The sequence below is a fragment of the Erwinia tracheiphila genome, from assembly GCF_021365465.1.
Lineage (GTDB): Bacteria > Pseudomonadota > Gammaproteobacteria > Enterobacterales > Enterobacteriaceae > Erwinia > Erwinia tracheiphila.
In genome coordinates this window covers 875,428-898,748 of record NZ_CP089932.1, presented here as the reverse complement: position 1 = coordinate 898,748, position 23,321 = coordinate 875,428, and the positions used below count along the sequence as shown (strand labels likewise).

Genomic DNA, 23,321 nt, shown 5'->3' with positions numbered 1-23,321 from the left:
GTAAATAATGCATCTTCCAGACAGGGTGTTGACGATCTGCCCCCCGACAACACCAGTGTAAAATTCCATAGCGTCATATTCATCTCCCTACGTGACTTAAAACCTATCCCAGAAGGGATTGCCAGATACTAAAAAATGGCAATTTCTGAGGGCGAAGAATGGCGGGCAGCAAGTGGCAAATCAGCGTTCAACTTTGGGAGAAAATGGCACCTCCCATCCCGGAACATAAAACTCAGCATCCGCCGGGTACGCATCGTCGGCGGGTTGATAATCGCGCTGCAATGAACGCTGTTTTCTTTGTACTCAGAACGGGTTGCCAGTGGAATGCCCTCAATGCCACAGAGCGCTGCTCGTCAGGCTCTGCCCACCGACGATTTCAGGAGGGGCGGGATGCCGGGGTGTTTGAACGCTTCTGGCAGAACGGCCTGCCTGCGAACATCCGGACGGCACTGACTGGTCATGGTTATCAACAGATGGCTGCATGACCACATCACCGCTGTCAGGGACAAAAAAACTGGCCGCAACCCCACGGACAGAGGGAAACAGGGCGTAAAGCGCAGTCTGATGACAGATGCCAGCGGGCTTCCTCTTTCACGGGTCGTTGCAGCGGCGAACACCCATGATATCAGACTGGTTGCGGATACACCTGATGCTCTTCAGACGGGGCGTCAGGTGCAAAAACCCGGACTCTGCCCGGGCAAAGGCGACGAAGCGGGCAGGCTGAAAACATAGCTGCAAAGCCGCCGTTACGAGCCTCATATTCAGTCCCGAAAAGAGGAATCCGATGCCAGTAAATCAGGGGAGGTCAGGGCCCACAGGTGGGCCGTCGGGAGGACTCATAGCTGGATGAACCGCTTTCGCCGGGTTCTGATAGGATGGGAAAAGACGTCTGAAAATGACGAGGCCCTGTTGCATTTTTCCTGTGGTCTTATCTGTATTCGTCGCGACGTAATCTGACAGCGGACCCTGAAAGATTGAGGGTTGCCGGTTTTGATATGGGTGTCGAATCCTTAAACAAAACGCAAGGTCACCCTCATGCTCCATACTCACAATCCCATCATCAAACACAAAGCCGGCCTGCTCAATCTCGCCGAATAACCCGGTAACGTCTCAACAGCCTGCAAGAGCACGGGCGTGTCACGCGACACCTTCTACCGTTATCAGGAGCTGGCTGCTGAAGGCGGCATTGACGCGCTGGTTAACCAGAACCGCCGGGTTCCCAACCTGACAAACCGCGCCGACGAAGCCACTGAACGCGCGGTTGTTGAATATGCCGTTGAGTTCCCGGCCCCCGGGCAGCACCGGACCAGTGATGAGCTGCGTAAAAAAGGCGTGTTTAACTCCGGCAGCGGCGTGCGCGCCATCTGGCAACGACACGACCTGGAGAACTTCCGTAAACGCCTGAAGGCGCCTGAGGAAAAGCTCGCCAGAGAAGCCATCGTGCTTACCGGTGCCCCAATCGCCGCGCTGGAGAAAAAAGGCGCATGATGATGAGGCCAGCGGCGAAATCGAGACCGCTCACCCGGGCTATCCCGGGTCGCAGGACACCTTCTGTGCTGGCGATCTGAAAGGGGTGGGCCGTATCTGCCCGCAGACGTTCGTGGATACGTACCCGAAAGTGGCGCACTGCAAGCGGTATACGAGTAAAACGCCGAACACCGCCGCCGGCCTGCTAAATGATCGCGTACTGCCGTTCTGTGAGGCTCAGGGGCTGCCGGTGCTGAGAAGACTGACCGACAGGGGAACGGAGTACTGTGGTAAGGTGGAGCAGCATGATTACCAGCTTTATCTGGCCATCAACGATATCGCCCATACAAAAACGAAGGCGATGTCCCCACAGACCAACGGCATCGGTGAGCGCTTCCATAAAACGATTTTGCAGGATTTTTATCAGGTCACGTTCCGCAAGAAGTCATATGGGGAGCGGGAGAGCCTGCAGGCGGCTCTGGACAACGGGTTGTGGCATGACAATAATGAGCGGACTCATCAGGGGAAAATGTGCGGCGGGCGAACGCCAGTGGCCAGGTTACCTGATGGAAAACGTGTCCGGGCAGAAAAGGATCTGAACCGGATGTAATCCGACAGGCACCTGTATAAATAACCGGTAACGGTCAGATCAGGTCTGAGCTAGTACATCTTATCGTATGGAATAACGTCCTGTTGAGACAGGCTCTTATTAACTTTTCCCAGACAGGATCTTTCTGCGATTTTGCATCCCTGTTATACCAATCAGTTTATTGTTATCGGTGTACATTGCCTGAGCTTTCTGACAATCTGTTTCGCATGATTTCCAGGGTTAGAGGGCGTCAACCAGATACTCATTATATGTTCCTGATGCCAGGCAATTCCGCAACGAAGTTTGGCGTCGCAATGGCAGACCGCCCTGACGCAATTAGTATCCAGCCCTGACATAACGCAAATTCAATAGCCTGCTGTATTTGCCTGTCCTTGTAGGTTAATTACAATGTTGACAAGTGTCTTCATTATCACGTTTAACTGATGGGTTATGCAGAGCACATCTGCGTCACACCAACAAGGCAAGGTGTTATCAGACTGACTATTTTTTCCCGACGATTGATTAACCCGCTATCGGGGTTTGATGACGTTTTGAGAAATGCTTTCAGAGAGAGTTGTGAACCGGACAATCTTTATGGCCGTTGTTATGTGCAGAGATCACGCTTTACCATTTTAATTCTGCTTTCTGCACAATTTTTACTGGTTTCGGCGTATGTTGCGGCTTTCGATAAAATGAGACGGTAAAAATGTATAACGTCGATCTGGTTTTGTTGTTGCTACAACAGATGTGCGTTTTTTTAGTTATTGCATGGCTGATGAGCAAAACCCGGCTATTAACGCCATTGATGCAAATTACCGTTCGCCTGCCACATAAATTACTTTGCTATGTCACTTTCTCCGTTTTTTGCATTTTGGGTACCTTTCTCAGCCTACATATTGAGGACTCACTGGCTAATACCCGCGCGATTGGGGCAGCCATTGGCGGGCTTCTCGGTGGTCCGCTGACAGGAGGGCTGATTGGTTTAACGGGTGGATTGCATCGCTATACATTAGGAGGCATGACGGCGATAAGTTGTATGATTTCAACCCTCGCTGAAGGGGTAATAGGTGGTCTGTTACAGCGCTGGCTTATCAATACCGGGCGCAGCGATAAGGTGTTAAGTCCGCTAACCGCAGGGTGCGTTACTCTTCTGACTGAACTGGTTCAAATGGCGATTATTTTATTGATTGCCAGACCCTTCCAGGATGCGTTGCACCTGGTAAAAAACATCGCATTACCGATGGTCGTGACCAACTCATTGGGCGCCGCCATGTTTATGCGTATCCTTTTAGATAAGCGCGCCATGTTTGAGAAATATACACCCGCCTTTTCCGCCGTGGCACTCAAAGTTGCGGCTTCCACAGAAGGCATTCTTCGCATGGGATTTAACGAAGAGAACAGCCACAAAGTGGCGCAGATACTTTATTCAGAACTGAAAACCGGAGCTGTCGCCATAACCGATCGCGAAAAATTGTTGGCGTTTACCGGCATTGGCAATGACCATCACCTGCCCGGTGAACAGATTGCCTCATCCTGGACCTTACGGGCTATTCAAACAGGCGAAGTGGTCTATACCGATGGCAATGAAACACCTTATCGGTGCTCCATTCATCCTGCCTGCAAACTTAGCTCGACGCTGGTTATCCCGCTACACGGCGAGAATCAGCGGGTTATTGGCACGATAAAACTCTACGAAGCGAAACATCGCCTGTTCAGCTCCATTAACCGTGCTCTGGGGGAAGGCATTGCCCGGCTACTTTCCGCGCAAATTCTGGCAGGAAACTATGAGCAGCAAAAGGCGCTGCTGGCACAGGCAGAAATCCAGCTTCTGCATGCGCGGGTCAACCCTCATTTTCTTTTCAACGCGCTGAATACCCTGCTGGCCGTGATCCGCCGTGACCAACAGCAAGCCGGACAGCTGGTGCAGTATCTTTCCACGTTCTTTCGTAAAAACCTGAAGCGTCCTTCACAAATTGTTACGCTGACCGACGAAACAGAACATGTGGATGCCTACCTGAATATTGAAAAAGCACGCTTTCAAACATCATTAACCGTGCGACTGGATATTCCCTCCACTTTGTCTCATTTCCAGCTTCCAGCATTCAGTTTGCAACCCATTGTAGAAAACGCTATCAAACACGGCACATCTCAGCTTTCTGGTCAGGGAGAGATCCTGATCAAGGCCTTTAAAGAAGCAGAACATCTGATTTTAACCATCGAAGACAATGCCGGTCTGTATCAACAACAACACCATCCTGAAGGAATGGGAATGGCGCTGGTGGATAAACGTTTACGAGCACATTTTGGCGCTGGCTACGGCATTACTATCCACTGTGAACCCGACCACTTTACCCGTATCAGCCTGCAACTGCCATTGGAGAAAAGATGTTGAGAGTCGTGATTGTCGATGACGAACCGCTGGCAAGAGAGAATCTGCGTTTGATGCTCATGGAAGAACCAGACATTACGATTGTCAGTGAATGTGTAAACGCAATTGAAGCAATTGGCGCGGTTCATCGGTTGAAACCAGATGTATTGTTTCTGGATATCCAGATGCCACGAATTAACGGACTGGAAATGGTCAGCATGCTGGATGATAGCCATCGCCCATTTATTGTGTTTCTCACTGCCTTTGAAGAGTACGCGCTTAAAGCATTCGAAGAGCATGCATTCGACTATCTGCTGAAACCTGTCGCCTCAGCCCGGCTGGGTAAAACCCTGATGCGCCTGCGTCAGCAGCGCCAGGTACTACCTTGCACCCCAAGAACATCCACAACCTCTGCAGTTTATTCCCTGTAGCGGACACAGCCGCATTTATCTTTTGCAGATTCATGATGTGGCTTTCGTCAGCTGCCGCATGAGCGGCGTTTACGTCACTGACAACCAGGGCAAAGAGGGTCTGACGGAGCTGACCTTGCGCACGATTGAAAATCGTACCACTTTTTTACGCTGCCATCGCCAGTATCTGGTAAACATGGCACAGCTGAAGGAGATCTGTTTGCAGGATAATGGTCAGGCAGAATTGAAGTTGCGCTGTGGACTGACCGTGCCAGTCAGCCGTCGTTATCTGAAACCACTGAAAAAAAGCCTGGGGTTATAGACGCCATCCCAGCTGAATAGCAGCAACGCATATCACTTTCTCCGTCAGATTATTATCTGTCGCTGACTGCTGCTGCATTAAATAACAAGATCGGCATGGCCCCCTTACGATGCATGGGGAAAAACCGGGCGCGGCCGTCTAACAACAGCGCATTCTGCCCTTGCCATCACCACCGTAGCGCGCCTGCTGACGTTCACGAAAAAATGCTTTATAGGACATGACTGGTCGATCAGGATGGTGACTTTGCATGTGTTTTACATAGGTATCGTAGTCAGGGATACCCACCATCATTCTCGCCGCCTGCCCGGCATATTGACGAATTTTGCCCAGATAAAAAAACATAATGTTTCCTGAGTAGCCAGCCCTGCAAAGCAGGTCTAAAGAGAATTTAGTGATCGGAAGAGACTTTTACACCCTCTTTCGGCACAGCAACATAAGGCGTCTCTTTATCGGTGCGTTCAGCCGTTCGGCTGGCACTGATGGCGGCGCGGACACCGTAAAAAATAATACTATAAACCACCACCAGGAACAGAATGCTCAACCCCGCATTGGTGTAGTTATTAATCACAATATGATTCATATTAGCGGCCTGCTGTGCCGTCAACCCACCTTCTCCGTCGGCTATCCTGGCCTTGTATTCCGCCGCCATGTAGAAAAAACCTTCCATTTCGGGTCGGCTGCTGAACAGTTTTATTGCCAGTGCCCGGGTCGTACAAATAAGCAGCCAGCATGCCGGAATTAGCGTCACCCAAATGTAACCTGTCCGCTTCATTTTAATCAGAATAACAGTCACCAGCACCAACGCAACTGCTGCCAGCATCTGATTGGAGATACCAAACAGTGGCCACAGGCTTTTTACGCCGCCCAGAGGATCAACCACCCCCTGATAGAGCAGATAGCCCCACAGACCAACACATCCCGCCGTGCCAACGATCCCCGCCAACAGCGAATCACTCTTTTTCAGGAATGGCGCAAAGTTACCCAGCAGATCCTGCAACATAAAGCGACCAGACCGGGTGCCGGCATCCAGCGCGGTAAGAATAAACAGCGCTTCGAACAAAATCCCGAAATGATACCAAAAGCCCATATCCGCCACCGGCAAAATGCGATGAAATACCATGGCAATACCTACCGCGAGCGTCGGTGCGCCACCTGCGCGGTTCAGCACAGAAGGTTCGCCGATATCCTGTGCTGTTTGCATGATTTGTTCAGGCGAAATGACAAAACCCCAGCTGCTTATCGTTGCGGCTGCCTGAGTGGTAACGTCATGCAGTTGGGCCAGAATCGCCGGAGCATTCGCACTGCCAAGCTCATGCAGGTTTGGCATGGTGATACCTAATCCGGCAGGTGGAGTGTTCATAGAAAAATAGAGTCCGGGTTCAATGATAGCCGCCGCAACCAGCGCCATCACCGCCACGAATGATTCCATCAGCATCGCGCCGTAGCCAATAAAACGCGCTTCAGTTTCCAGCGCCAGTAGTTTTGGCGTGGTGCCGGAAGCAATCAGTGCATGGAAACCGGACACCGCACCACAGGCAATGGTAATAAACAGGAATGGGAACAACGCCCCTTTCCACAACGGACCCGTACCGTTCACGTACTGCGTTAAAGCAGGCATTTTCAGGTCTGGGTTAAGAATGATAATCCCCACTGCCAGCCCAACGATTACGCCAATCTTAAGAAAGGTCGCCAGATAATCGCGCGGTGCCAAGATCAGCCAGACCGGCAATAATGCGGAGACGAATGCATAACCAATCAGCGTAAAGGTAATAGTGGTGTCTTTGAAGGTCAGCGCAGGTCCCCAATAAGGATCGTGGGCAATCACTCCACCGAACCAGATAGAAACCACCAGTAAAACAATACCGATAGCGGAAACTTCTCCCACGCGCCCCGGGCGGATAAAGCGCATATAGATGCCCATAAACAGCGCGACTGGCACCGTCGAACAGACGGTAAACACGCCCCAAGGGCTTTCAGCCAACGCTTTCACCACAATCAGGGCCAACACAGCGAGGATAATAATCATAATGATAAAACAGCCAAACAGGGCGATGGTGCCCGGCACAGCCCCCATTTCTTCTTTTACCATTTCCCCCAACGACGCCCCATTACGACGGGAAGAGATAAACAGCACCATAAAGTCCTGTACCGCCCCCGCCACCACTACGCCAGCAAGCAGCCAGAGTACTCCGGGCAAATATCCCATCTGCGCCGCCAGCACTGGTCCCACCAATGGGCCGGCGCCGGCAATTGCCGCAAAATGGTGACCAAACAGCACAAATTTATTGGTTGGAACGTAATTAAGGCCGTCGTTGTTAAGTACCGCTGGCGTGGCACGGCTGGCGTCCAACCGCATGACTTTCTTCGCGATATAAAGGCTGTAATAGCGATAAGCGACCAGATAAACCGAAACTGATGCGACCACAATCCATAATGCGCTGACGTGTTCGCCACGGCGCAAAGCCACCGTAGCCAGACAGAAAGCGCCGATGATGCCAATAATGGCCCAAGGGAGATGGCTGAGTATTTTTTTATTGTTCATGATACGTCCTGCCTGATTTCAGAGGGAAGACAAAAAGAGGACTGATGTCCGGCCAGCGGGGAAAGGGCTAATTAGCAGTCCAGGATGCTCGCCATATTGACGAATTTTTAGCTGCACAGGGAGGATAAATTGGTAAGCGGTTAATCTGGCTGATTGAGCGGTAGTTAATCGTCGCCAGCGGTTCAGGGGCTGCGGAAAAAGATGGCAGATGAAAGCATAAATCGGAAATAATATTTAATGATAATCGCAGGTAACAATAATTAATGGCATTAATAACTTTGCGCCAGGGTGATGTTTACCGGGCATGTCTCTCAGAAAATGTAAAACCGCATCCAGAATAAATAGTTTTGCACAATTGCACCCGCTGTTAAAAAACACTGCCATACCAGTTCTTACGCCCTCTAAAGGAAATAAGACCCCGGTATGCAGTTATTTATTTCATGCTATTTCATCAAAAAATGGCATCCTTCGAACGCCACATCGATGCTTATAATTAAATCCAGTCTCAGAAATACCCGTGAAATTCAATTAGAAAAATTTAAGATTAAACGCATGGAATAAAAAATATTCTTAATTAGTATCTTAAATGGACCTGTAGTGTTTTTCATCATTTGATGTTTTTCGATACCGGCAATTTGCCGGTATCTTTTTATATGGGTTATGGGAAAAGCCAACCCTGACTAACTGGCACATTCTCTGCTGACATTAACGGGCCGTCATCCTGTTCGCCCCCCCGGGCGCGGACTTTCTTCACGCAGAATCAACATGTCGTTGACGCTGTCACTGGCCAGTTGTTGTCGATATATCGTGTGGCAGGCTTCGCAGGCAGAAACCATGTGCAACAGGGTATCAAGACGATAATATTCCCGTACGGAATCATCATCCTGTTCGCTGAGGTAGCGCGTGACATCGAGTAGTCTTGCCGTACAGTCAGCACGTTCCAGCAACGTGCCCAGGCGAATAAAACTCATGGCGTCACCACGCATCAGCGTGCCAAACATCGCGCCGCGAAACAGGTGCGACCATTCTTTAGCCCGATCAAAAAAGGCATCTTCCCCGCTGCTGTTTATTCCCTTACGACGCAGCTTGTGTAATTCGATCCGGCTGGAATTAATGCTTTCCCATATTTCCGAAGAGAGGCTTCCGCGCACGGCATGGGCATTGTTCCAGGCCGATTCCCAACAGCAAAAAATGCTGCTGGGATTGCGATCGTCAAGCACGAAAAAGGAGAACAGCTGCGGCATCGCAAGGCGATCGTTCAGCGTCCAGAACAGCCCGGAGGTTAACGTCAGATTAAGTAGCACCCGCAGTTCGTCATCAGAACGGCTGCGTACCTGCATCAGCGACATCCGGTTGGTTACCATTCAGCACATGGGCAATGTTTTCAGCGCGCTCCAGATAATGCGCCATCCAGTACAGGCCACTGGCTGTGCGGCTTAACATACGTCATCCTCCAGCACCCAGGTATCTTTCGTTCCGCCGCCCTGGGACGAGTTCACCACCAGTGAACCTTCCGTCAATGCCACACACGTTAGCCCACCCGGAACAAGGCGGATTTCCGCTCCGCTAAGGACATAAGGCCGCAAATCGATATGCCGCAAAAGTCGGGCAGGTGGAGAGCGTCAGCGTGTTTTGGGCAATATAGTTTTCTGGTCGGGCAAATCGCAGGTTACGGAATGCATCAAGCGCCTTCTGACTGGCAACTGGCCCAATTAACATACCATATCCTCCGGCACCATGCACTTCTTTCACCACCAGCGTTGGCAGATTAGCCAGTACCCAGGACAGCTCATCGGGACGGCGACATTGCCAGGTGGGGATGTTGTTCAAAATAGGAGCTTCATTAAGGTAAAATGTGATCATGTCGGGCACGTACAGATAGATGGATTTATAATCTGCCACGCCAATACCAATGGCATTTGCCAGAACCACATGCCCCACCCGATAAACTGACAGCAAACCTGTCACACCAAGCATAGAATCTGCACGAAACGCGAGCGGGTCAAGAAAGGCATCATCCACCCGGTAGTAGATAACACCCACCTTGCAAGGTCCGGCGGTGGTGCGCATCATCACTCTTTACAAAAAGATCGGCGCTCTCCACCAGCTCCACGCCCATCTGCTGCGCTAAAAAGCTGTACTCGAAATAGGTATTGTTGAAACACCCGGCGTCAAGACCACCACTGGATCGTTTACCTGTGAGCTTTCCCGTAGCGTTTGCAGCAGGTGAGACGGATAGCGTTCAACTGGCGCGATGCTCTGCCGGGCAAACAGTTCCGGGTAGAGCCACATCATCATTTTGCGGTTTTCCAGCATGTAAGAGACGCCGGGTGGCGTGCGCAGATTATCCTCAAGCAAGTAATATTCGCCGTCGCTGTTACGCACCATATCCACCCCGCAGATATGCGCGTAAATATCACGATGCAAATTCAGCCCTTGCATGCAGGGCTGATACTGATCGTTAACCCGCACCTGTTCAGCCGGAATAATATTTACCTTAAGAATATGTTGCTGATGATAAATATTATAAAGGAACGCATTGAGCGCCTGCACCCTCTGACGTATACCCCCTTATCCAGGTGCGCCATTCGCTGGCTGGGATAATGCTCGGCACGCTGTCAAAATGGATCCATCACTCCGCGCCGCCGTCCTGACCATAAACGTTAAAGGTGATTCCGACACGATGAAACAGTAGTTCGGCTTCGTCCTGCTTGCGGGCAACCGTGTGTTGGTCTGCCTGTTTGAGCCATAACCGATAGTCACGATAATGTGAGCAATACTGACCATTACCCAGCAGCATTTCATCATAAAACGGTGAAGCTGATTGATAGCTTTGATTCATGATTTCCCTTTTGCTGTTGGTGAACTCAGCAGAATTCCGCACAAAGCGTGCCAGCATTCGCCCCACCACAGGGAAGGGCTGTCTAATGGCCATATGGCTTTCGGAGGTCATCGTGGCAGAGCATGCCATCCCTGGAATACGTGTGACGCGCACCGTTACGGTGCGCAAAGATTTACAACAGCTACAAGGGATGCCAGATCTCCGTCACTGCCCCCGCTTCTCCGGTGATGGGATCGGCTTGCGGCATTGGCACACGGGCAATCTCGGCAAGAGACTGTTCAAACCATTCAGGATCGTCACGACGGGTTTCAGGCTGAATACCGCGTGGATAAGCACCGACGGCAAAAAAATCCTCGCTGGAGGCGAGCTGCTGATGCCCGACACCAGCTGGAATAAGTACCGCATCGCCCATATTTAGCGTTACGGCACGGCCCGTTTCACCACCAAACAAAATTTGCGCCCACCCTTCACTGATCCCCAATAGCTCATGCGCATTTGGATGGTAATGGGTATAAAGATAGACGGGATTGCGCCAGCCCGGCAGCCAGTGATGGCGGGCAAAAAGATCTTCAAAATAATGAGCAACGTCTTCCACGCCTTCAGGGACAACCTGAGGGTAGATGATCAAAGGCAGAGGATTATTAGGGAGGCCGTTCGCCGGCTGGAAGGTCATGTACTGTGGATTGGTTGACGTTCCGGCGGAAAAAGTGACAGCCGCAAAAGACATCATAGCGAGCAAACTACCAGCATGGGGCAACATACGGCGTCTCCTGTTGACTGGTGGCAGGTTTAAAAAAACTTGTTAATTAATTGTGGCACTTGCTGACAAAGTTGCAATCCCCCGTAGCTGATTTTGATCACACAACGCTGTAAATTCAGGTAGCTAGCCAAGTAAAAAAACACCTGCATAGCAGGTGGCATTGATTTCGCCCGACAGGGGCGCACTAAGTCCAGACTCAGAGAGCCTTCCCTTCACACTGCTTTCAGTGGAAGCTGGCTCTATTCAACTTCATGTTTTTCCTGATACTTCACGTACTTTATTATCATTTCTTCGTTTATACCTACGGTATCGACACAATAACCTCTTGCCCAAAAATCATTCCCCCACTGCTTGTTCTTACGCAGGCAGGGAAATTTATTGAACAATCGAAGGGCTGTTTTACCCTTTAAGTCGCCTGTTACATGGGAAATCGAAAGCCATGGAGGCACTTTTACCCGCAAAGGGACATGGTCTGTCTGGACATTCAGCTCCACTACTTCTATCCCGGGCTGCTCACCTGAGATCCTTATCTGCTTACAGACCTCTTTACCAACATTGTTCCTGAGGATGCGAAACCGGTACCTGGGTGTCCATACGATATGATATTGACAACATCAGGGCACATGAGATGCTTTCTGGAATCTGCTCATGGTTAAATCCCTGGAAGTTATGTGGATAACAGATTCGGATTTTCCCATGAGTAGCATGACTGGCAGAGCCAGTTTATTGCTGACCACCTCCACAGGAGGTGGTGTTCATGCAGGGATAAAATGTGATACTGCATCACACAGGAATTTGGTGGATATGAAGGTGCCTCTGACCGGGCTAATAATGGCATTCTTAAGAGAACAGGGCTGGGAGCGTCCCTTACTGGAGGAGCCAATAACCGTCCAGATCAGGCGCCCTTGACATGCTCAAGAAAGCATTAATACAGGAAGTCAGCACCAATTGAATCCTGAGCTGAAACTGGCGGTTTGCCCCTAGTTTTTACCCGACCGTATCAGAAGAACATCATAATTTTTTCGCTAATACGTTTGTTTAACTGGCATACTCTGGCTTGGGTAAGATCGAGGATGATGGCAATCTCTTTCAGGCTTAAACCCTGCTTGTAATAAAGGCTGAGGATGACTTTTTCCCGCTCGTCCAGTGAGTCAATAGCCTTCGTCAGTGTACGCTGTATTTCGATTTCATCTTCCAGTCGCCGCCCGGCAATAATGCCGTCCATACCTTCCCCTGACAGCAGCAGGTCGAGACTCTCCATCGTACTGGCCGTGTCGAGCAAAAGATGCTCCTGATAATCTTCAACACTCATCTTTAATTGCTCACATACTTCTTGCGGCGTGGGCTCACGCCCCAGGCTACGCGACATGTCGCGAATGGCATCATTCGCTTTATGTGTTTTTTGCCGCAGGCTTCGGGGTCTCCAGTCGTGCAGACGGAATTGATCCAGTACGGCACCACGGATACGCTGCGCTGCATAACCAGCAAACTGTTCATCAGGCTTGCCATAGCGCCGAAGGGATTCCAGTAACCCCATTAATGCAATCTGCTCAATATCCTCCAGGCCAATCATGCTGTTTGCCTGTGGCGAAAGTTGGCGAACAATACGTTTAACCAATGGAAGCCATTGCTGCACATAATGGCTCTCTTCTGTCTGGGTGAGAGGCAGTAATTCGTTTAATATTTCCTGCTGTGCCATTACTTCATCACCCTTTTTGACTGACTGAAATCGGCGAAAGCCATCGCCAGGTTGAGGGCGTTTAAGCCTGACTGATATCTTTTCAGCATTAACTCGCGCAGTTCTGTGAGAGTAATGCGAGGTAACTCGCCAGCCGTAAGAGAACCGGAGATATTGACGGGAGAATCTTTGCTTATCGGCAGACTGTTTTCCGCCCACTGCGAGCGCAGCGGATAATGGCTGGTCAGTGTCAAAGCCTGTAACAAACAATATTCATCGAAATGGGCGTAACTGAAGGACACCACCAAGTTATTCACCCCGACATACTGCAATTTATGCTCTTTGCGAGAGGCTGTCAGGAAAGCAAAGGGAGATGTGGCATTTTCCGCGACAGGCATATAATGGATGCCACTGATCGCTAGTATGGCGCTGGCTATTGCGCCAGAACGCGCCGGTAGCGAAATAAGGAAAAAAGATCTTTTTTTCATCGAAGAAACCTTTATCAGTATTGTGCCTTCAGTGCGAACTGCCGATGGCGCACTGGTGAGTATCGACTGTCGATATCACAGATACGGGCGGTGACTTCCGCTCTGATTTTCTGCCGACACCATGATGCTGTTGTGCCTGATTAGCCGGGCGACTTTCTTTACTTGACGTTTTTATGCAGCGCGGCGGATTCAAACTGCATTCAGCTTACTTATTGCTTGCAAGGGTCATGCCAGAATAAAAATATATATTATTCATACAGTTGAAATTTTCAGCGGAAGGAATACTTCCGCCCGTGCGGAAATAACTCGCCATTGGGAGGAAAAAAACCTCTTTTAGTTGAACAAATGCGGGTTAAAGAAAAGCGTTGATTAACACGCGCTAAAACTGTGAGGTCATTGCGAAAACCTTCATGATTGTATGAAACGGGCCGCTATAAGTTGCAAAAAAAGAAGAGATTATTCTGTCCCGATGAATAAAAGGTTTTTTAAATTAATACCAGTTTGAGAAAAGATATATCGCACACTGCCTGCGAATAAATGAAAGAAAACCTCATAATTTGCATCATTAAAACAGACTAAATCATTTTCACCCTTATTAATGCTGGATATAAAAATCAGCTTTCGCGGATGACTTTTTGTTCAAAATAGTATAGACAACATTAGCACAACAACAGTAAAACATTACCGCTTCCCGAAGGCGATGCCTCCCTAACTGAATATAGATGAAAATAAAAAATAAGAGACAATAATAAGCATGGATGTGGTAGATTGCCTGCTGAATATGTCAATGGGTCAGGTTAATCCGATGGAGTTATTACTCTCCCATTATTTCCTGGCTGGAATATGGTCGTACATCTTATGAGCTCACACTGTGTTATTAATCACTGGTTGATTGATATTGCTTCCGGCTCATTAATTCACCAAAAAACCGGTGAACAACGTCGCCTGGGTGAATATCAATTTAAGCTGCTGCTGGTGCTGGTCGAACACGCCGGGCAAATTCTGACCCGTGGCGAATTGAACACGCTGGTATGGGAACGCCGAGTCATTGGTAACAATAGTCTGCCTAATGCTGTTCATGCTCTGCGCTGGGCGCTGGAAGATGATGGTAAACAACAGCGTATTATTAAAACCATTCCTAAAAAGGGCTACATCCTCGAAGCCGAATTCTGTGAGTTCGGTATTGATGGGCAACATCCTGACAATAAGATGTCGGAACATACGCTTTCTTCCGGCACAGAAGACGCCTTTGCTACACGCCCTTATGCACGTGAAGAATGGCAAAGAGCCTCACAGCGGGAAAGCCTGCGATTAACAGAGCAGATGAAGGACAAACGCCAGCATTTCTGGCGCTGGATGTGCCTGGGTCAGGCCATACTATTAGTATTGGTCGCAGGATTTCTGTCATTGAGTCATTCAGGAAAAAACCCGGATCGCCTGACAGAACAGCAGCTTCAGCTTTACAGCCAAATCAGACTTTTTTCTCTAAACCGTTTGAATGACGCACAGATGATTAGTGAAGATATTCCCGGCATGTTAAACGCGACTTTGTTTGCACTGAACGACCTGCTCATTGCACGACACATGACAATGCAGGTTTTCTATTCGACAACCAGTAGCACGCTAAAGTATACACTGGTCGTCAGCAGTCCCTGCGATCACCGCCAGCTGGCAATGAATATTACCCAGTTTCGTAGTAATGCCGCGCAACTCAACACCCTGATCTATCGAGAAACGGAGCGAAAAATCAATGAAATGGCAAACTGCATCGATCGGCCTGATGGCTCTGACGCTGACCCTCACCGGAGCGACGCTAATAATGGATCTGCTCACTCCCAGACTGAAAGCGTCAGGGTTATTCAGCCAGAACGCTAACAACATCAATTTGCAACTGGGCTATTACGATTTACTGTCGAAAAGTAGTGAACTTTATAATCCACACTTTGATATCAGCCCGAACGCTATCTTGATGAAATTGTTTAATCCCGACGACAACCGAATGCAAATAACCTTACGTATGACGCTGGAGAAGGTCACACCTCAGGGGATGTTGTACAGCTACAAATTCATTTCAATGCCGGGAAAAGACAATGATCTGCTAATTGCCAATACGTTGGGCTACCTCCAACGCCAGAGTATAATGTTGAACAGCGTTAGCTATCCGGGTGGCAATGTAACTATCACCCCCTCAGGATTGATCATCAGCCATATATCAGGCTCAGGCGCACCAATAAAAAAAAGAAGAATTTAATTTTTTTATCTGACATGCCGCTTTTTACAGGTGAACGAAGACAAGCAAGGATAAAAGATGAAAACAGCATGGATTGCTGGGATCGTTGCACATTACCCGGAACAATCCCGGTTAAAGCAGCAGCGGATACAACACAGAAGCAATGCCGTAGAGAAGATGGCCTGTTTTCTGCAGATTATGCGCAAAAGCCGTTATTTTCGCGACTGTGTAACACCTTTCACTTTCAGTCGCAGGATACCTTTGTCTAAAATCACATCGCATGTGATGACACTGTACAAGCGGACTTTGCCAGCTGAAGCATCCCCTTTTTCTCACCAGTATAGTCAGCAATCATTGCCTGAACGCCATGATATGCAAGAACGCGATCAAATCCGAAAGGCTGTTGACCAATGATGCTAATTTTAATGAATAAAGCGATCCGACGCCGCCGCCATTTTCTCTACCGACTGCGTCAGGGGTAAAAATTTCCACATGCAGCGTGAAACAGAACTAAGTGGGCATCCAGGCCCTACACTGCCGATTCTGCATAACATAATGGATGTGGATATCGTTGCGATCGCTGCCATGCGAGTAGCTCTGGACAATCACGAATTGCCACTGGATAGCGATATGCTTGCCTGCGCCATGCTGAATTATTATCGTCGCTAATCGGGTGGTTTATTATTCTCACGTAAGCATGGCTGATGGCAAGACATATCGGATAACGTGCTAAAGCCAGACCACTATAAAGGAGCAGACTCCGTACTACGGCAATTTTTCTGGGCAGAAACATTCATAGCATCAGTGAAGCCCTGTTCACGCATGCTGGCAAGACGATAACGCAGCGCACGCGGTGTGATGCCCAGCGAGGCGGCAGTGCGCGATTTATTACCTTCATGATATTTTAACAAATCCGCAATGTACTGGAATTCTGCCTGTTTTCCGCATTGCCTCACCGGGTTATTTTCAATGCATTCTGGTGCCGAAATACCTTCAGCCTTCGGGGCTACAAGGCTGAAGCAGTCAGCATCAAGCAATCCGTTTTCACTCATAATCAGGCCTCGCTGCACAGCATTTTCCAGCTCACGCACGTTGCCTGGCCAATCCCAGGCTAACAGCGCACTGCGTGCCTGCGGTGTTAGCCTGGGATGGTTGTTGGAAAAAGTGCGGTATTTCTCAATAAATAATTCGGTTAGGGGAAGAATATCTTCCTTTCTTTCTCGCAGAGGTGTAAGCGGAACTGGTACCACGGAAAGCCGATAAAAAAGATCCTGCCGAAAACGTCCTTGTGCAATTTCCACATTAAGATCTTTATTCGTCGCGGTAATCAGACGAATATTCAGCGGAACAGATTTATGACTGCCCAACCGTTCCACTCTTTTTTCCTGCAAAACACGTAATAGTTTCGCCTGCAACGCTATTGGCATATCGCCTATTTCATCAAGCAGGAGCGTTCCACCATTTGCCAGTTCAAACTTTCCGGGCTGACTGCTTATCGCACCGGTAAAAGCACCTTTTTCGTAGCCGAATAAAATAGCCTCGAGCATATTTTCAGGGATTGCCGCACAGTTTACGCCAATATAAGGTGCATCATAAGAAAAAGCATGGTGATGAATATATTTCGCCACACATTCTTTTCCTGTTCCTGTTTCACCTGTTATCAACACAGGGACATTTATTTTTGCCAACCGTCGTGCAAGTGATAACAGCTTCTTACTGGCTGATGAATGCGCAACATGATAGAACTCATTACGATCCGAAATTTTTCTTTTCACTTGCATTTTGGCTTATCTCACAGGTTAATACTTAACATTATTCCGCTGATATCTGGCCAGAGGCAATGTGCGGAAGATATGATTAATTATTCATACTGAGCAGCGACATTAATTCATTAAAAACTAACGGCCTCCCCATCACAATAGAGGAAAGCATACACCTTAAGGACCAGGCTTCTTAATTTTAATAGTATATTAAAATATAAAATTATATTTATCAGCCAGTTACGATGCGAAATACACCTCCAGAAAGAATCATTAATAAATTAATAATCATTTTTATATTATTTACTTAAGGGATTAGCATTTAATTATTAATTCTTTAGGTTACAACATGTTATTATTATGAAATAAAATGGATGCGATTGATAAGTTAAGCAATGAAAAAGCACTGATAATCATTTTCTGATAGTTATTAAGTTGACTTAAGAAAATATTTTGCATGAGCGCCTGATAAAATTTTCGACAAGAAATCATTACCCGATTTAATCAACAACCATTTATTAAAGAAAATCTTCATCAAATATGAACAGCCCAGACCCAATCTGAGTAAAATAAGAAAATTAAAAGAGCCTGTAATTTAAATTGTGTATCTGCCTGTTTTTGATATCTTCATTTCGATAACGGAGACAGGTAATTATGGACGAAAAAAGACTCAAAGCCCTTGCGGCTGAACTGGCTAAGGGGCTGAAAACCGAAGCCGATCTCAACCAGTTTTCCCGCATGCTGACGAAGCTTACAGTTGAAACTGCGCTCAATGCTGAGCTGACTGACCACATCGGACACGAAAAGAACGCACCCAAAACAGGCTCAAATACCCGCAATGGTTATTCGTCAAAAACGTTGTTGTGCGACGATGGTGAGATTGAAATCAGTACACCACGTGATCGTGAAAGCACCTTCGAACCTCAGCTTATTAAGAAAAATCAGACACGTATTACGCAGATGGACAGTCAGATCCTGTCGTTGTATGCAAAAGGCATGACCACCCGGGAGATTGTCGCCACCTTCAAAGAAATGTACGATGCGGACGTCTCACCCACGCTGATATCGAAAGTCACTGATGCGGTGAAAGAGCAGGTATCTGAGTGGCAAAACCGTCCGCTGGATGCTCTGTATCCCATTGTTTATCTTGACTGTATTGTCGTAAAAGTTCGCCACAGTGGCACTGTAATTAACAAAGCCGTATTCCTTGCTCTGGGTATTAACACCGAAGGCCAGAAAGAATTACTGGGCATGTGGCTCGCAGAAAATGAAGGTGCGAAGTTCTGGCTCAGCGTGCTGACTGAGCTGAAGAATCGAGGTCTCCAGGATATCCTGATTGCCTGCGTGGATGGCCTTAAGGGCTTTCCGGATGCGATAAACAGCGTGTACCCGCAGACGCATATCCAGTTGTGCATTATTCACATGGTACGCAACAGCCTGAAATACGTGTCATGGAAGGACTATAAAGCCGTTACTGGCGGTCTGAAAGCGGTTTATCAGGCTCCGACAGAAGCAGCAGCGCTGATGGCCCTGGATAAGTTCGCTGATGTCTGGGACGACAAATATCCGCAAATCAGCAAAAGCTGGCGTGCACACTGGGAAAATCTCAATACGTTCTTTGGTTATCCACCAGATATACGTAAGGCTATCTACACCACGAATGCCATCGAGTCGCTGAACAGCGTTATCCGGGCAGCGATAAAGAAACGCAAAGTGTTCCCGACAGATGACTCAGTGCGCAAGGTGATATATCTGGCAATCCAGTCGGCCTCGAAAAAATGGAGTATGCCGATCCAGAACTGGCGGCTGGCAATGAGTCGCTTTATTATCGAGTTTGGTGACCGCCTGAGCGATCACCTTTAATACGGTGGCAGATACACAGAATTATTTACAGGGTCAATTAAAAGGATTACAATTCACTCAAATTGAATAAAATATAACTCCACTTTTGCAGAAAAGGCCTGTCACAGGACGAAATGATAACTAACCGATAAAGGGAGAAATATCCAATACCTCTGCTGAATATCGTCTATTCCAGGTTCTTCCTTTACAGTTACAGAACATTCCTTTCTGTTTTATCATACATGGAATTAACTGAATTCAGCTAAAGCCTCACTTCATCATCATAATGAAATAATCTCAACTATTGATGTTAAACGTCAGAAAAACAATCTGATAAAATTAACCTGTTGAAATATTGCTATCTGAACCATCCGTGTGTGTACACAGTTCGTTATCTGTGCACTCTTAATTATCGTTCTATCTTTATTTCCACGGCATCGTCGTTCGATTCTAATGACGGTTAACGGTGGTGAGTCTGAATCTTATTGCAAAATTTTATTATTCCCAACATGTTGTTTATTCACTTTCGCTTTTGTGACACGCTATCAGATTCACTCCTCTTGCTGAGAATTTCTTACTGTCGGGTTTACTTTTTTTGATGCACAATGCACCCCCTGAGACTGCTCGACCATAACACCAGCAACACCGCTTGCAAGGCGATCAAAAGCATAACTGAGATATCCTGCTGGTAAAATTATCGCGGCTTAAGAACCGGAAAAGTTCTGTGTCGAACAGCACTTCACTGAAATGCTGCGGATTATCAGGTCTGTCTCTCTTTATCCTTGTGGAAAAACGCTGCTTCAAATTTTACTTTCCCTTGCGTACCCGCCGCTATTTATCTGTCATCAGGACCTCCGGCTCATCATACAGCGACACCAGTCACACCCTGTTGCACCTCTCGTCTCCATGCCCTTTGAAAAAACGGTCACCTGCTGTTAACACAGACTAACTAAACAGCGCACACCAGCGGCTTATCGTTTTCGGCAGGTTTTTCCGATCTTTTTCCGTAGTAATGTAATGGAGTAGCACCCCACCTTTTTTATTGATGTCCGGCGTTACCCATGAAGTCCATATTCTGCCATCGGCGGTAAACATGATTATTGCAGCACGCCGGCTGGCATCACCTTTCACCGCCAGCGTCACCACGGTGGCATTCATGTTGTCCTCATCGACAGCATAGGTGATGTTGTTCGCGACGCTGACAAACCATTGATAATCTTTGCCAACCAGCTGACGAAAATGGTCATCCAGAGCTTTTGAGGGAAAGATCCCCACTGACAGTAGCGTTGCCGGAGGACGAGGGTCCTTCTCTGCTTTCTGATAAATGCCGTCTATCGCCATCCCACCCGGCATGAGCAACTTACAGCTCCCGAGGTTATCACTGCTGACGGTAATCCTGCCGTCCGGATGCGGAATAAAGATTACCGTACAACCCCCGCCCCACTTGATATGATCGTCAAATCCCACCCCCCAAAACAGCCGGGCATTGCCATTCAGGTTTGATTTGTAGGTTCCTCCCCAGGTACTGGCATTAAAATCAAACGTCCACTGGTTAACATTATCGAGAATAAGACGTCCGCCATTACCGTGTGTAGCCGTGATGTTCCACCACTCACCAGCCCAGGGAAAAGAGGCCGGGCTGTTATATAGCAGTCCAATACCCTGAAGGTAGGCCCAACGCAGGCAATGACTACTGGTACAGGCATTACGTGAATGCAACCATTCCTGCATTGTTTTATTAACATCTTGCGGGTCATCTTCCTGCATAACGCTGCGGTAAGCGTTATTGAGAACACTATCCAGCCACTTCAGTTGGGGAGAACCGCAAATGGTACTCTCCACAATCGTTGATGCCCTGGCGCATTCAATTGCCCATGCAGGCGTGGCACCCCACAATACAATCATCACAAGAAAACATTTGATAATCAGTTTCATTAATCCTGCCTGAAGGGAATTTTCCACAAAGTGATGAATTATGGCTTGTTAGCCGCATAACTTCCTGCCGACTCCCTGACTGTTATAGCTTTATTTAACCTGACTGTGACTGCTGTTTATCCGCAATTTATAGTTCACTGAGTCCATTATTTTTTGGGGAGATTCTACGTGGACAACGTTAAACAAATTCTGCTGCGTGAAATTGAAATGCTGAACAGGAGAGAACAGCGTGATAATCGACCACGATTCAGTTTTTCTTTCCTTAAAAATCATCCCGGGTTCCGGGCCTCAATGGCCTGACCGTGGCACTCATTTTCACTGCCGAATTCCTGGGCTGGCCAGCGTTTTGAGGGAGCAATTTTTTTTGTTTTGCTAATGAGCGGGTTAATGTTGCTGGATATTAATCCACGCTATCGTTTTGAAGATATTGATACCCTCGAACTGCGGGTCTGCTACAACGGTGAGTGGTATTACGTGCGCGCACTTTCGCAACAGGCAATTGAGGATATGTTCAGCGATACCGCCGTGCCAGTGCGTATTAAACAGGGAATACAAAAACTACTGGCACAAAAGGGCGAAGTGGATTTTTACGATGTCTGTCATCTCACCTGGGGGCAGCAGCGGGCTTCTCTTGTCTGGCTATGTTGCCTCAGGAGCGAATCATTCGGCCAGCATTTGCACAATTAACGCACCCAGTAACGCCACGGCATTCTCCTGCTGCTCACCCCATTCCCATGCGGTATTAAAGCGAAAATAGTTTGCATACTGCTCGCCGGAGGAAAACATTTTTCCGGGAGCAATGCTGATGTTGTGGCGGAGCGCCCGATAGTAAAGTTCAGTGACATTGATCTTTTCTGGTAGCGCTATCCATAAAAAGTAACCACCCTGTTAGCCATTGATCCGCGCATCATTCGGCAGATGGCGTTTCAACGCATGGCGGGCCTGATTTTTACGCTGTGCAAACTTCTGGCGCAACCGACGTAAGTGGCTGTCATAACTGCGGGTAGACAGATAATTAGCCACTGCCAGTTGCATTGGTGCACTGGTGGAGATGGTGATCATCAGTTGCAAACGATGAATTCGCCGGGCATGTTTGCCTGTGGCCACCCAGCCGCCCCGGAAACCGGCGACCAAATTTTTTGAAAACGACGAACAGTGCAGTATGTTGTCGTGCCGATCGAATGCTTTTGCTGGTAACGGTTTTTCCTGGCCAAAATAGAGTTCGCTGTAAACATCATCCTCAATCAACGTGACCTGATGTTTTTCCAACAGTGTCGCCAGCTGCTGCTACTTCTCTTTGCTTAGGGTGTAACCAACCGGATTTTGCTGATTGCTCATCATCCAACAGGCTTTAACCAGCCAGCAAACCAGTGCATTTTCCGGCTCTTGCAGGTCCATTCCATGGTGAGGATCGGTGACAATGGCGACCACTTTCAGCTTTAGCCGCTCAATAACCTGTAACGTACCGTAAAAGCAGGGATTCTCAATGACTACCCAGTCACCTGGCTCAGTGATTGCCTGCATGCTCAGGTTTAACGCTTCCATCGCGCCGTTAGTGATAACGATTTCTTCCGGGGAAACCTGCATCCCCTGCATGGCGTAATGCCTCATTGCCGGGCGGCAGGTTATTGAGGAGATCAACGGGTTTCAGTGAATGCGATACAACTGTCAGGGAACGCATAAGCTGGCGCTGAGGAAAAAGTTCGGGGTCGGGAAAGGCGGAGCCAAAGGGCACAATATGCGGATTGCGGCAGGACTGTAAAACATCAAAGATGAATCCATTAATATCAACAAATTCGATAAGCTGCACTTTCTGATGGCGGGCAGGGCGAGGATTCAACTCGACGTGAGACGCAACAAAATAGCCTGATTGCGGACGCGAAATAATAACGCCCTGACTTTCCAGCACGTGGTAAGCGTGAAGTACTGTCATCAGACTCATGCCACTTTGCACCACCTGCTCACGCAGAGAGGGAAGTTTTTGGCACGGCAGCAGATTTCCGAAGATATCTGCTGCCGGAATCGATCAATGAGTTGCGGATATTGAGTCATAACAGTGACAAACGCATAGCAGGAATTTGTCATCCA

At 48.2% G+C, this 23,321-nt stretch carries 14 protein-coding genes and 7 pseudogenes; 10 read left to right on the top strand and 11 right to left on the bottom strand.

The features are described 5' to 3' along the window. The first annotated feature begins 158 nt into the window (after positions 1 to 158). The 4 genes and pseudogenes from LU633_RS04560 (at position 159) to btsR (ending at position 5,156) form a co-directional block, all read left to right on the top strand. Positions 159 to 957 (top strand): annotated as a pseudogene (locus LU633_RS04560) (IS5 family transposase). Positions 958 to 1,035: 78 nt separating this feature from the next. Next, a pseudogene (locus LU633_RS04555) lies at positions 1,036 to 2,077 on the top strand (helix-turn-helix domain-containing protein). Between the two features lie 685 nt (positions 2,078 to 2,762). Continuing rightward, complete coding sequence (locus LU633_RS04550; protein ID WP_016190417.1) at positions 2,763 to 4,448, top strand: sensor histidine kinase; 1,686 nt, start codon at positions 2,763 to 2,765, stop codon at positions 4,446 to 4,448. Continuing rightward, positions 4,442 to 5,156: pseudogene (gene btsR, locus LU633_RS04545) on the top strand (two-component system response regulator BtsR). The gene LU633_RS04550 and the pseudogene btsR overlap by 7 nt, the downstream one beginning before the upstream one ends. A 138-nt stretch (positions 5,157 to 5,294) precedes the next feature. Here the strand turns inward: btsR and LU633_RS04540 are convergent. From LU633_RS04540 to LU633_RS04505, 8 genes and pseudogenes are all read right to left on the bottom strand, one after another. After that, positions 5,295 to 5,498 (bottom strand): YbdD/YjiX family protein, encoded by a 204-nt coding sequence (locus LU633_RS04540; RefSeq protein WP_016190420.1) that lies wholly within the window; start codon positions 5,496 to 5,498, stop codon positions 5,295 to 5,297. 46 nt (positions 5,499 to 5,544) lie between these two features. Next, on the bottom strand, positions 5,545 to 7,698 hold the full coding sequence (locus tag LU633_RS04535; RefSeq protein WP_016190421.1) for a carbon starvation CstA family protein: 2,154 nt from the start codon (positions 7,696 to 7,698) through the stop codon (positions 5,545 to 5,547). A 737-nt stretch (positions 7,699 to 8,435) separates the two neighbouring features. Further along, positions 8,436 to 9,141: pseudogene (locus tag LU633_RS04530) on the bottom strand (alpha-E domain-containing protein); the annotation flags it as partial. Further along, positions 9,135 to 10,540, bottom strand: a pseudogene (locus LU633_RS04525) (circularly permuted type 2 ATP-grasp protein). The pseudogenes LU633_RS04530 and LU633_RS04525, both read right to left, overlap by 7 nt. A 181-nt stretch (positions 10,541 to 10,721) precedes the next feature. Then, positions 10,722 to 11,300: a cupin domain-containing protein gene (locus LU633_RS04520; protein WP_016190422.1), complete on the bottom strand. Its 579-nt coding sequence runs from the start codon at positions 11,298 to 11,300 to the stop codon at positions 10,722 to 10,724. A gap of 239 nt (positions 11,301 to 11,539) precedes the next feature. Continuing rightward, on the bottom strand, positions 11,540 to 11,899 hold the full coding sequence (gene tnpA / locus LU633_RS04515; RefSeq protein ID WP_233482022.1) for an IS200/IS605 family transposase: 360 nt from the start codon (positions 11,897 to 11,899) through the stop codon (positions 11,540 to 11,542). A 401-nt stretch (positions 11,900 to 12,300) separates the two neighbouring features. Further along, positions 12,301 to 12,999 carry a FliA/WhiG family RNA polymerase sigma factor gene (locus LU633_RS04510; protein ID WP_016190424.1) on the bottom strand — a complete coding sequence of 233 codons (699 nt, stop codon included), beginning with the start codon at positions 12,997 to 12,999 and terminating at the stop codon, positions 12,301 to 12,303. Beyond that, positions 12,999 to 13,466, bottom strand: a complete 468-nt coding sequence (locus LU633_RS04505) for a hypothetical protein (RefSeq protein WP_152664254.1) — start codon at positions 13,464 to 13,466, stop codon at positions 12,999 to 13,001. The genes LU633_RS04510 and LU633_RS04505 overlap by 1 nt, the downstream gene beginning before the upstream one ends. Positions 13,467 to 14,324: 858 nt before the next feature. Here LU633_RS04505 and LU633_RS04500 point away from each other — a divergent pair. The 4 genes from LU633_RS04500 to LU633_RS04485 all read left to right on the top strand — a co-directional run bounded on the left by LU633_RS04500 (position 14,325) and on the right by LU633_RS04485 (position 16,365). Next, positions 14,325 to 15,341, top strand: a complete 1,017-nt coding sequence (locus LU633_RS04500) for a winged helix-turn-helix domain-containing protein (protein WP_051124339.1) — start codon at positions 14,325 to 14,327, stop codon at positions 15,339 to 15,341. Then, positions 15,286 to 15,717, top strand: coding sequence for a hypothetical protein (locus LU633_RS04495; protein WP_016190427.1), 432 nt, complete (start codon positions 15,286 to 15,288; stop codon positions 15,715 to 15,717). The genes LU633_RS04500 and LU633_RS04495 overlap by 56 nt, the downstream gene beginning before the upstream one ends. A 57-nt stretch (positions 15,718 to 15,774) precedes the next feature. Next, a complete protein-coding gene (locus LU633_RS04490; RefSeq protein WP_016190428.1) occupies positions 15,775 to 16,110 on the top strand; it encodes a hypothetical protein in 336 nt (111 codons plus the stop codon). 78 nt (positions 16,111 to 16,188) lie between these two features. Next, a complete protein-coding gene (locus tag LU633_RS04485) occupies positions 16,189 to 16,365 on the top strand; it encodes a hypothetical protein (RefSeq protein ID WP_157275220.1) in 177 nt (58 codons plus the stop codon). A 74-nt stretch (positions 16,366 to 16,439) separates the two neighbouring features. Here the strand turns inward: LU633_RS04485 and LU633_RS04480 are convergent, their stop codons facing one another. Next, positions 16,440 to 17,477, bottom strand: a complete 1,038-nt coding sequence (locus LU633_RS04480) for a sigma-54 interaction domain-containing protein (RefSeq protein WP_016190429.1) — start codon at positions 17,475 to 17,477, stop codon at positions 16,440 to 16,442. Between the two features lie 633 nt (positions 17,478 to 18,110). Here LU633_RS04480 and LU633_RS04475 point away from each other — a divergent pair. Next, on the top strand, positions 18,111 to 19,319 hold the full coding sequence (locus tag LU633_RS04475; RefSeq protein WP_046371917.1) for an IS256 family transposase: 1,209 nt from the start codon (positions 18,111 to 18,113) through the stop codon (positions 19,317 to 19,319). Positions 19,320 to 20,243: 924 nt separating this feature from the next. Here LU633_RS04475 and LU633_RS04470 read toward each other — a convergent pair. Then, positions 20,244 to 21,233 (bottom strand): lysozyme inhibitor LprI family protein, encoded by a 990-nt coding sequence (locus LU633_RS04470; RefSeq protein WP_016190430.1) that lies wholly within the window; start codon positions 21,231 to 21,233, stop codon positions 20,244 to 20,246. A gap of 207 nt (positions 21,234 to 21,440) precedes the next feature. On the opposite strand from LU633_RS04470, the pseudogene LU633_RS04465 reads away from it, so the two are divergent. Next, positions 21,441 to 21,920: pseudogene (locus tag LU633_RS04465) on the top strand (YlaC family protein). On the opposite strand, the pseudogene LU633_RS04460 reads toward LU633_RS04465, so the two are convergent. Further along, positions 21,894 to 23,285, bottom strand: a pseudogene (locus LU633_RS04460) (aminotransferase-like domain-containing protein). The pseudogenes LU633_RS04465 and LU633_RS04460 sit on opposite strands and share 27 nt — an antisense overlap. Between the last annotated feature and the right edge of the window lie 36 nt (positions 23,286 to 23,321).

What these genes read in the sequence shown, in the direction of transcription:
- LU633_RS04495 (WP_016190427.1), top strand. Translation starts at nt 15,286, where the DNA reads ATGGATCTGCTCACTCCCAGACTGAAAGCGTCAGGGTTATTCAGCCAG.
- LU633_RS04500 (WP_051124339.1), top strand. Translation starts at nt 14,325, where the DNA reads ATGAGCTCACACTGTGTTATTAATCACTGGTTGATTGATATTGCTTCC.
- LU633_RS04510 (WP_016190424.1), bottom strand. Translation starts at nt 12,999, where the DNA reads ATGGCACAGCAGGAAATATTAAACGAATTACTGCCTCTCACCCAGACA.
- LU633_RS04505 (WP_152664254.1), bottom strand. Translation starts at nt 13,466, where the DNA reads ATGAAAAAAAGATCTTTTTTCCTTATTTCGCTACCGGCGCGTTCTGGC.
- LU633_RS04480 (WP_016190429.1), bottom strand. Translation starts at nt 17,477, where the DNA reads ATGCAAGTGAAAAGAAAAATTTCGGATCGTAATGAGTTCTATCATGTT.
- LU633_RS04540 (WP_016190420.1), bottom strand. Translation starts at nt 5,498, where the DNA reads ATGTTTTTTTATCTGGGCAAAATTCGTCAATATGCCGGGCAGGCGGCG.
- LU633_RS04485 (WP_157275220.1), top strand. Translation starts at nt 16,189, where the DNA reads ATGCAGCGTGAAACAGAACTAAGTGGGCATCCAGGCCCTACACTGCCG.
- LU633_RS04490 (WP_016190428.1), top strand. Translation starts at nt 15,775, where the DNA reads ATGAAAACAGCATGGATTGCTGGGATCGTTGCACATTACCCGGAACAA.
- LU633_RS04520 (WP_016190422.1), bottom strand. Translation starts at nt 11,300, where the DNA reads ATGTTGCCCCATGCTGGTAGTTTGCTCGCTATGATGTCTTTTGCGGCT.
- LU633_RS04550 (WP_016190417.1), top strand. Translation starts at nt 2,763, where the DNA reads ATGTATAACGTCGATCTGGTTTTGTTGTTGCTACAACAGATGTGCGTT.
- LU633_RS04535 (WP_016190421.1), bottom strand. Translation starts at nt 7,698, where the DNA reads ATGAACAATAAAAAAATACTCAGCCATCTCCCTTGGGCCATTATTGGC.
- LU633_RS04470 (WP_016190430.1), bottom strand. Translation starts at nt 21,233, where the DNA reads ATGAAACTGATTATCAAATGTTTTCTTGTGATGATTGTATTGTGGGGT.
- LU633_RS04475 (WP_046371917.1), top strand. Translation starts at nt 18,111, where the DNA reads ATGGACGAAAAAAGACTCAAAGCCCTTGCGGCTGAACTGGCTAAGGGG.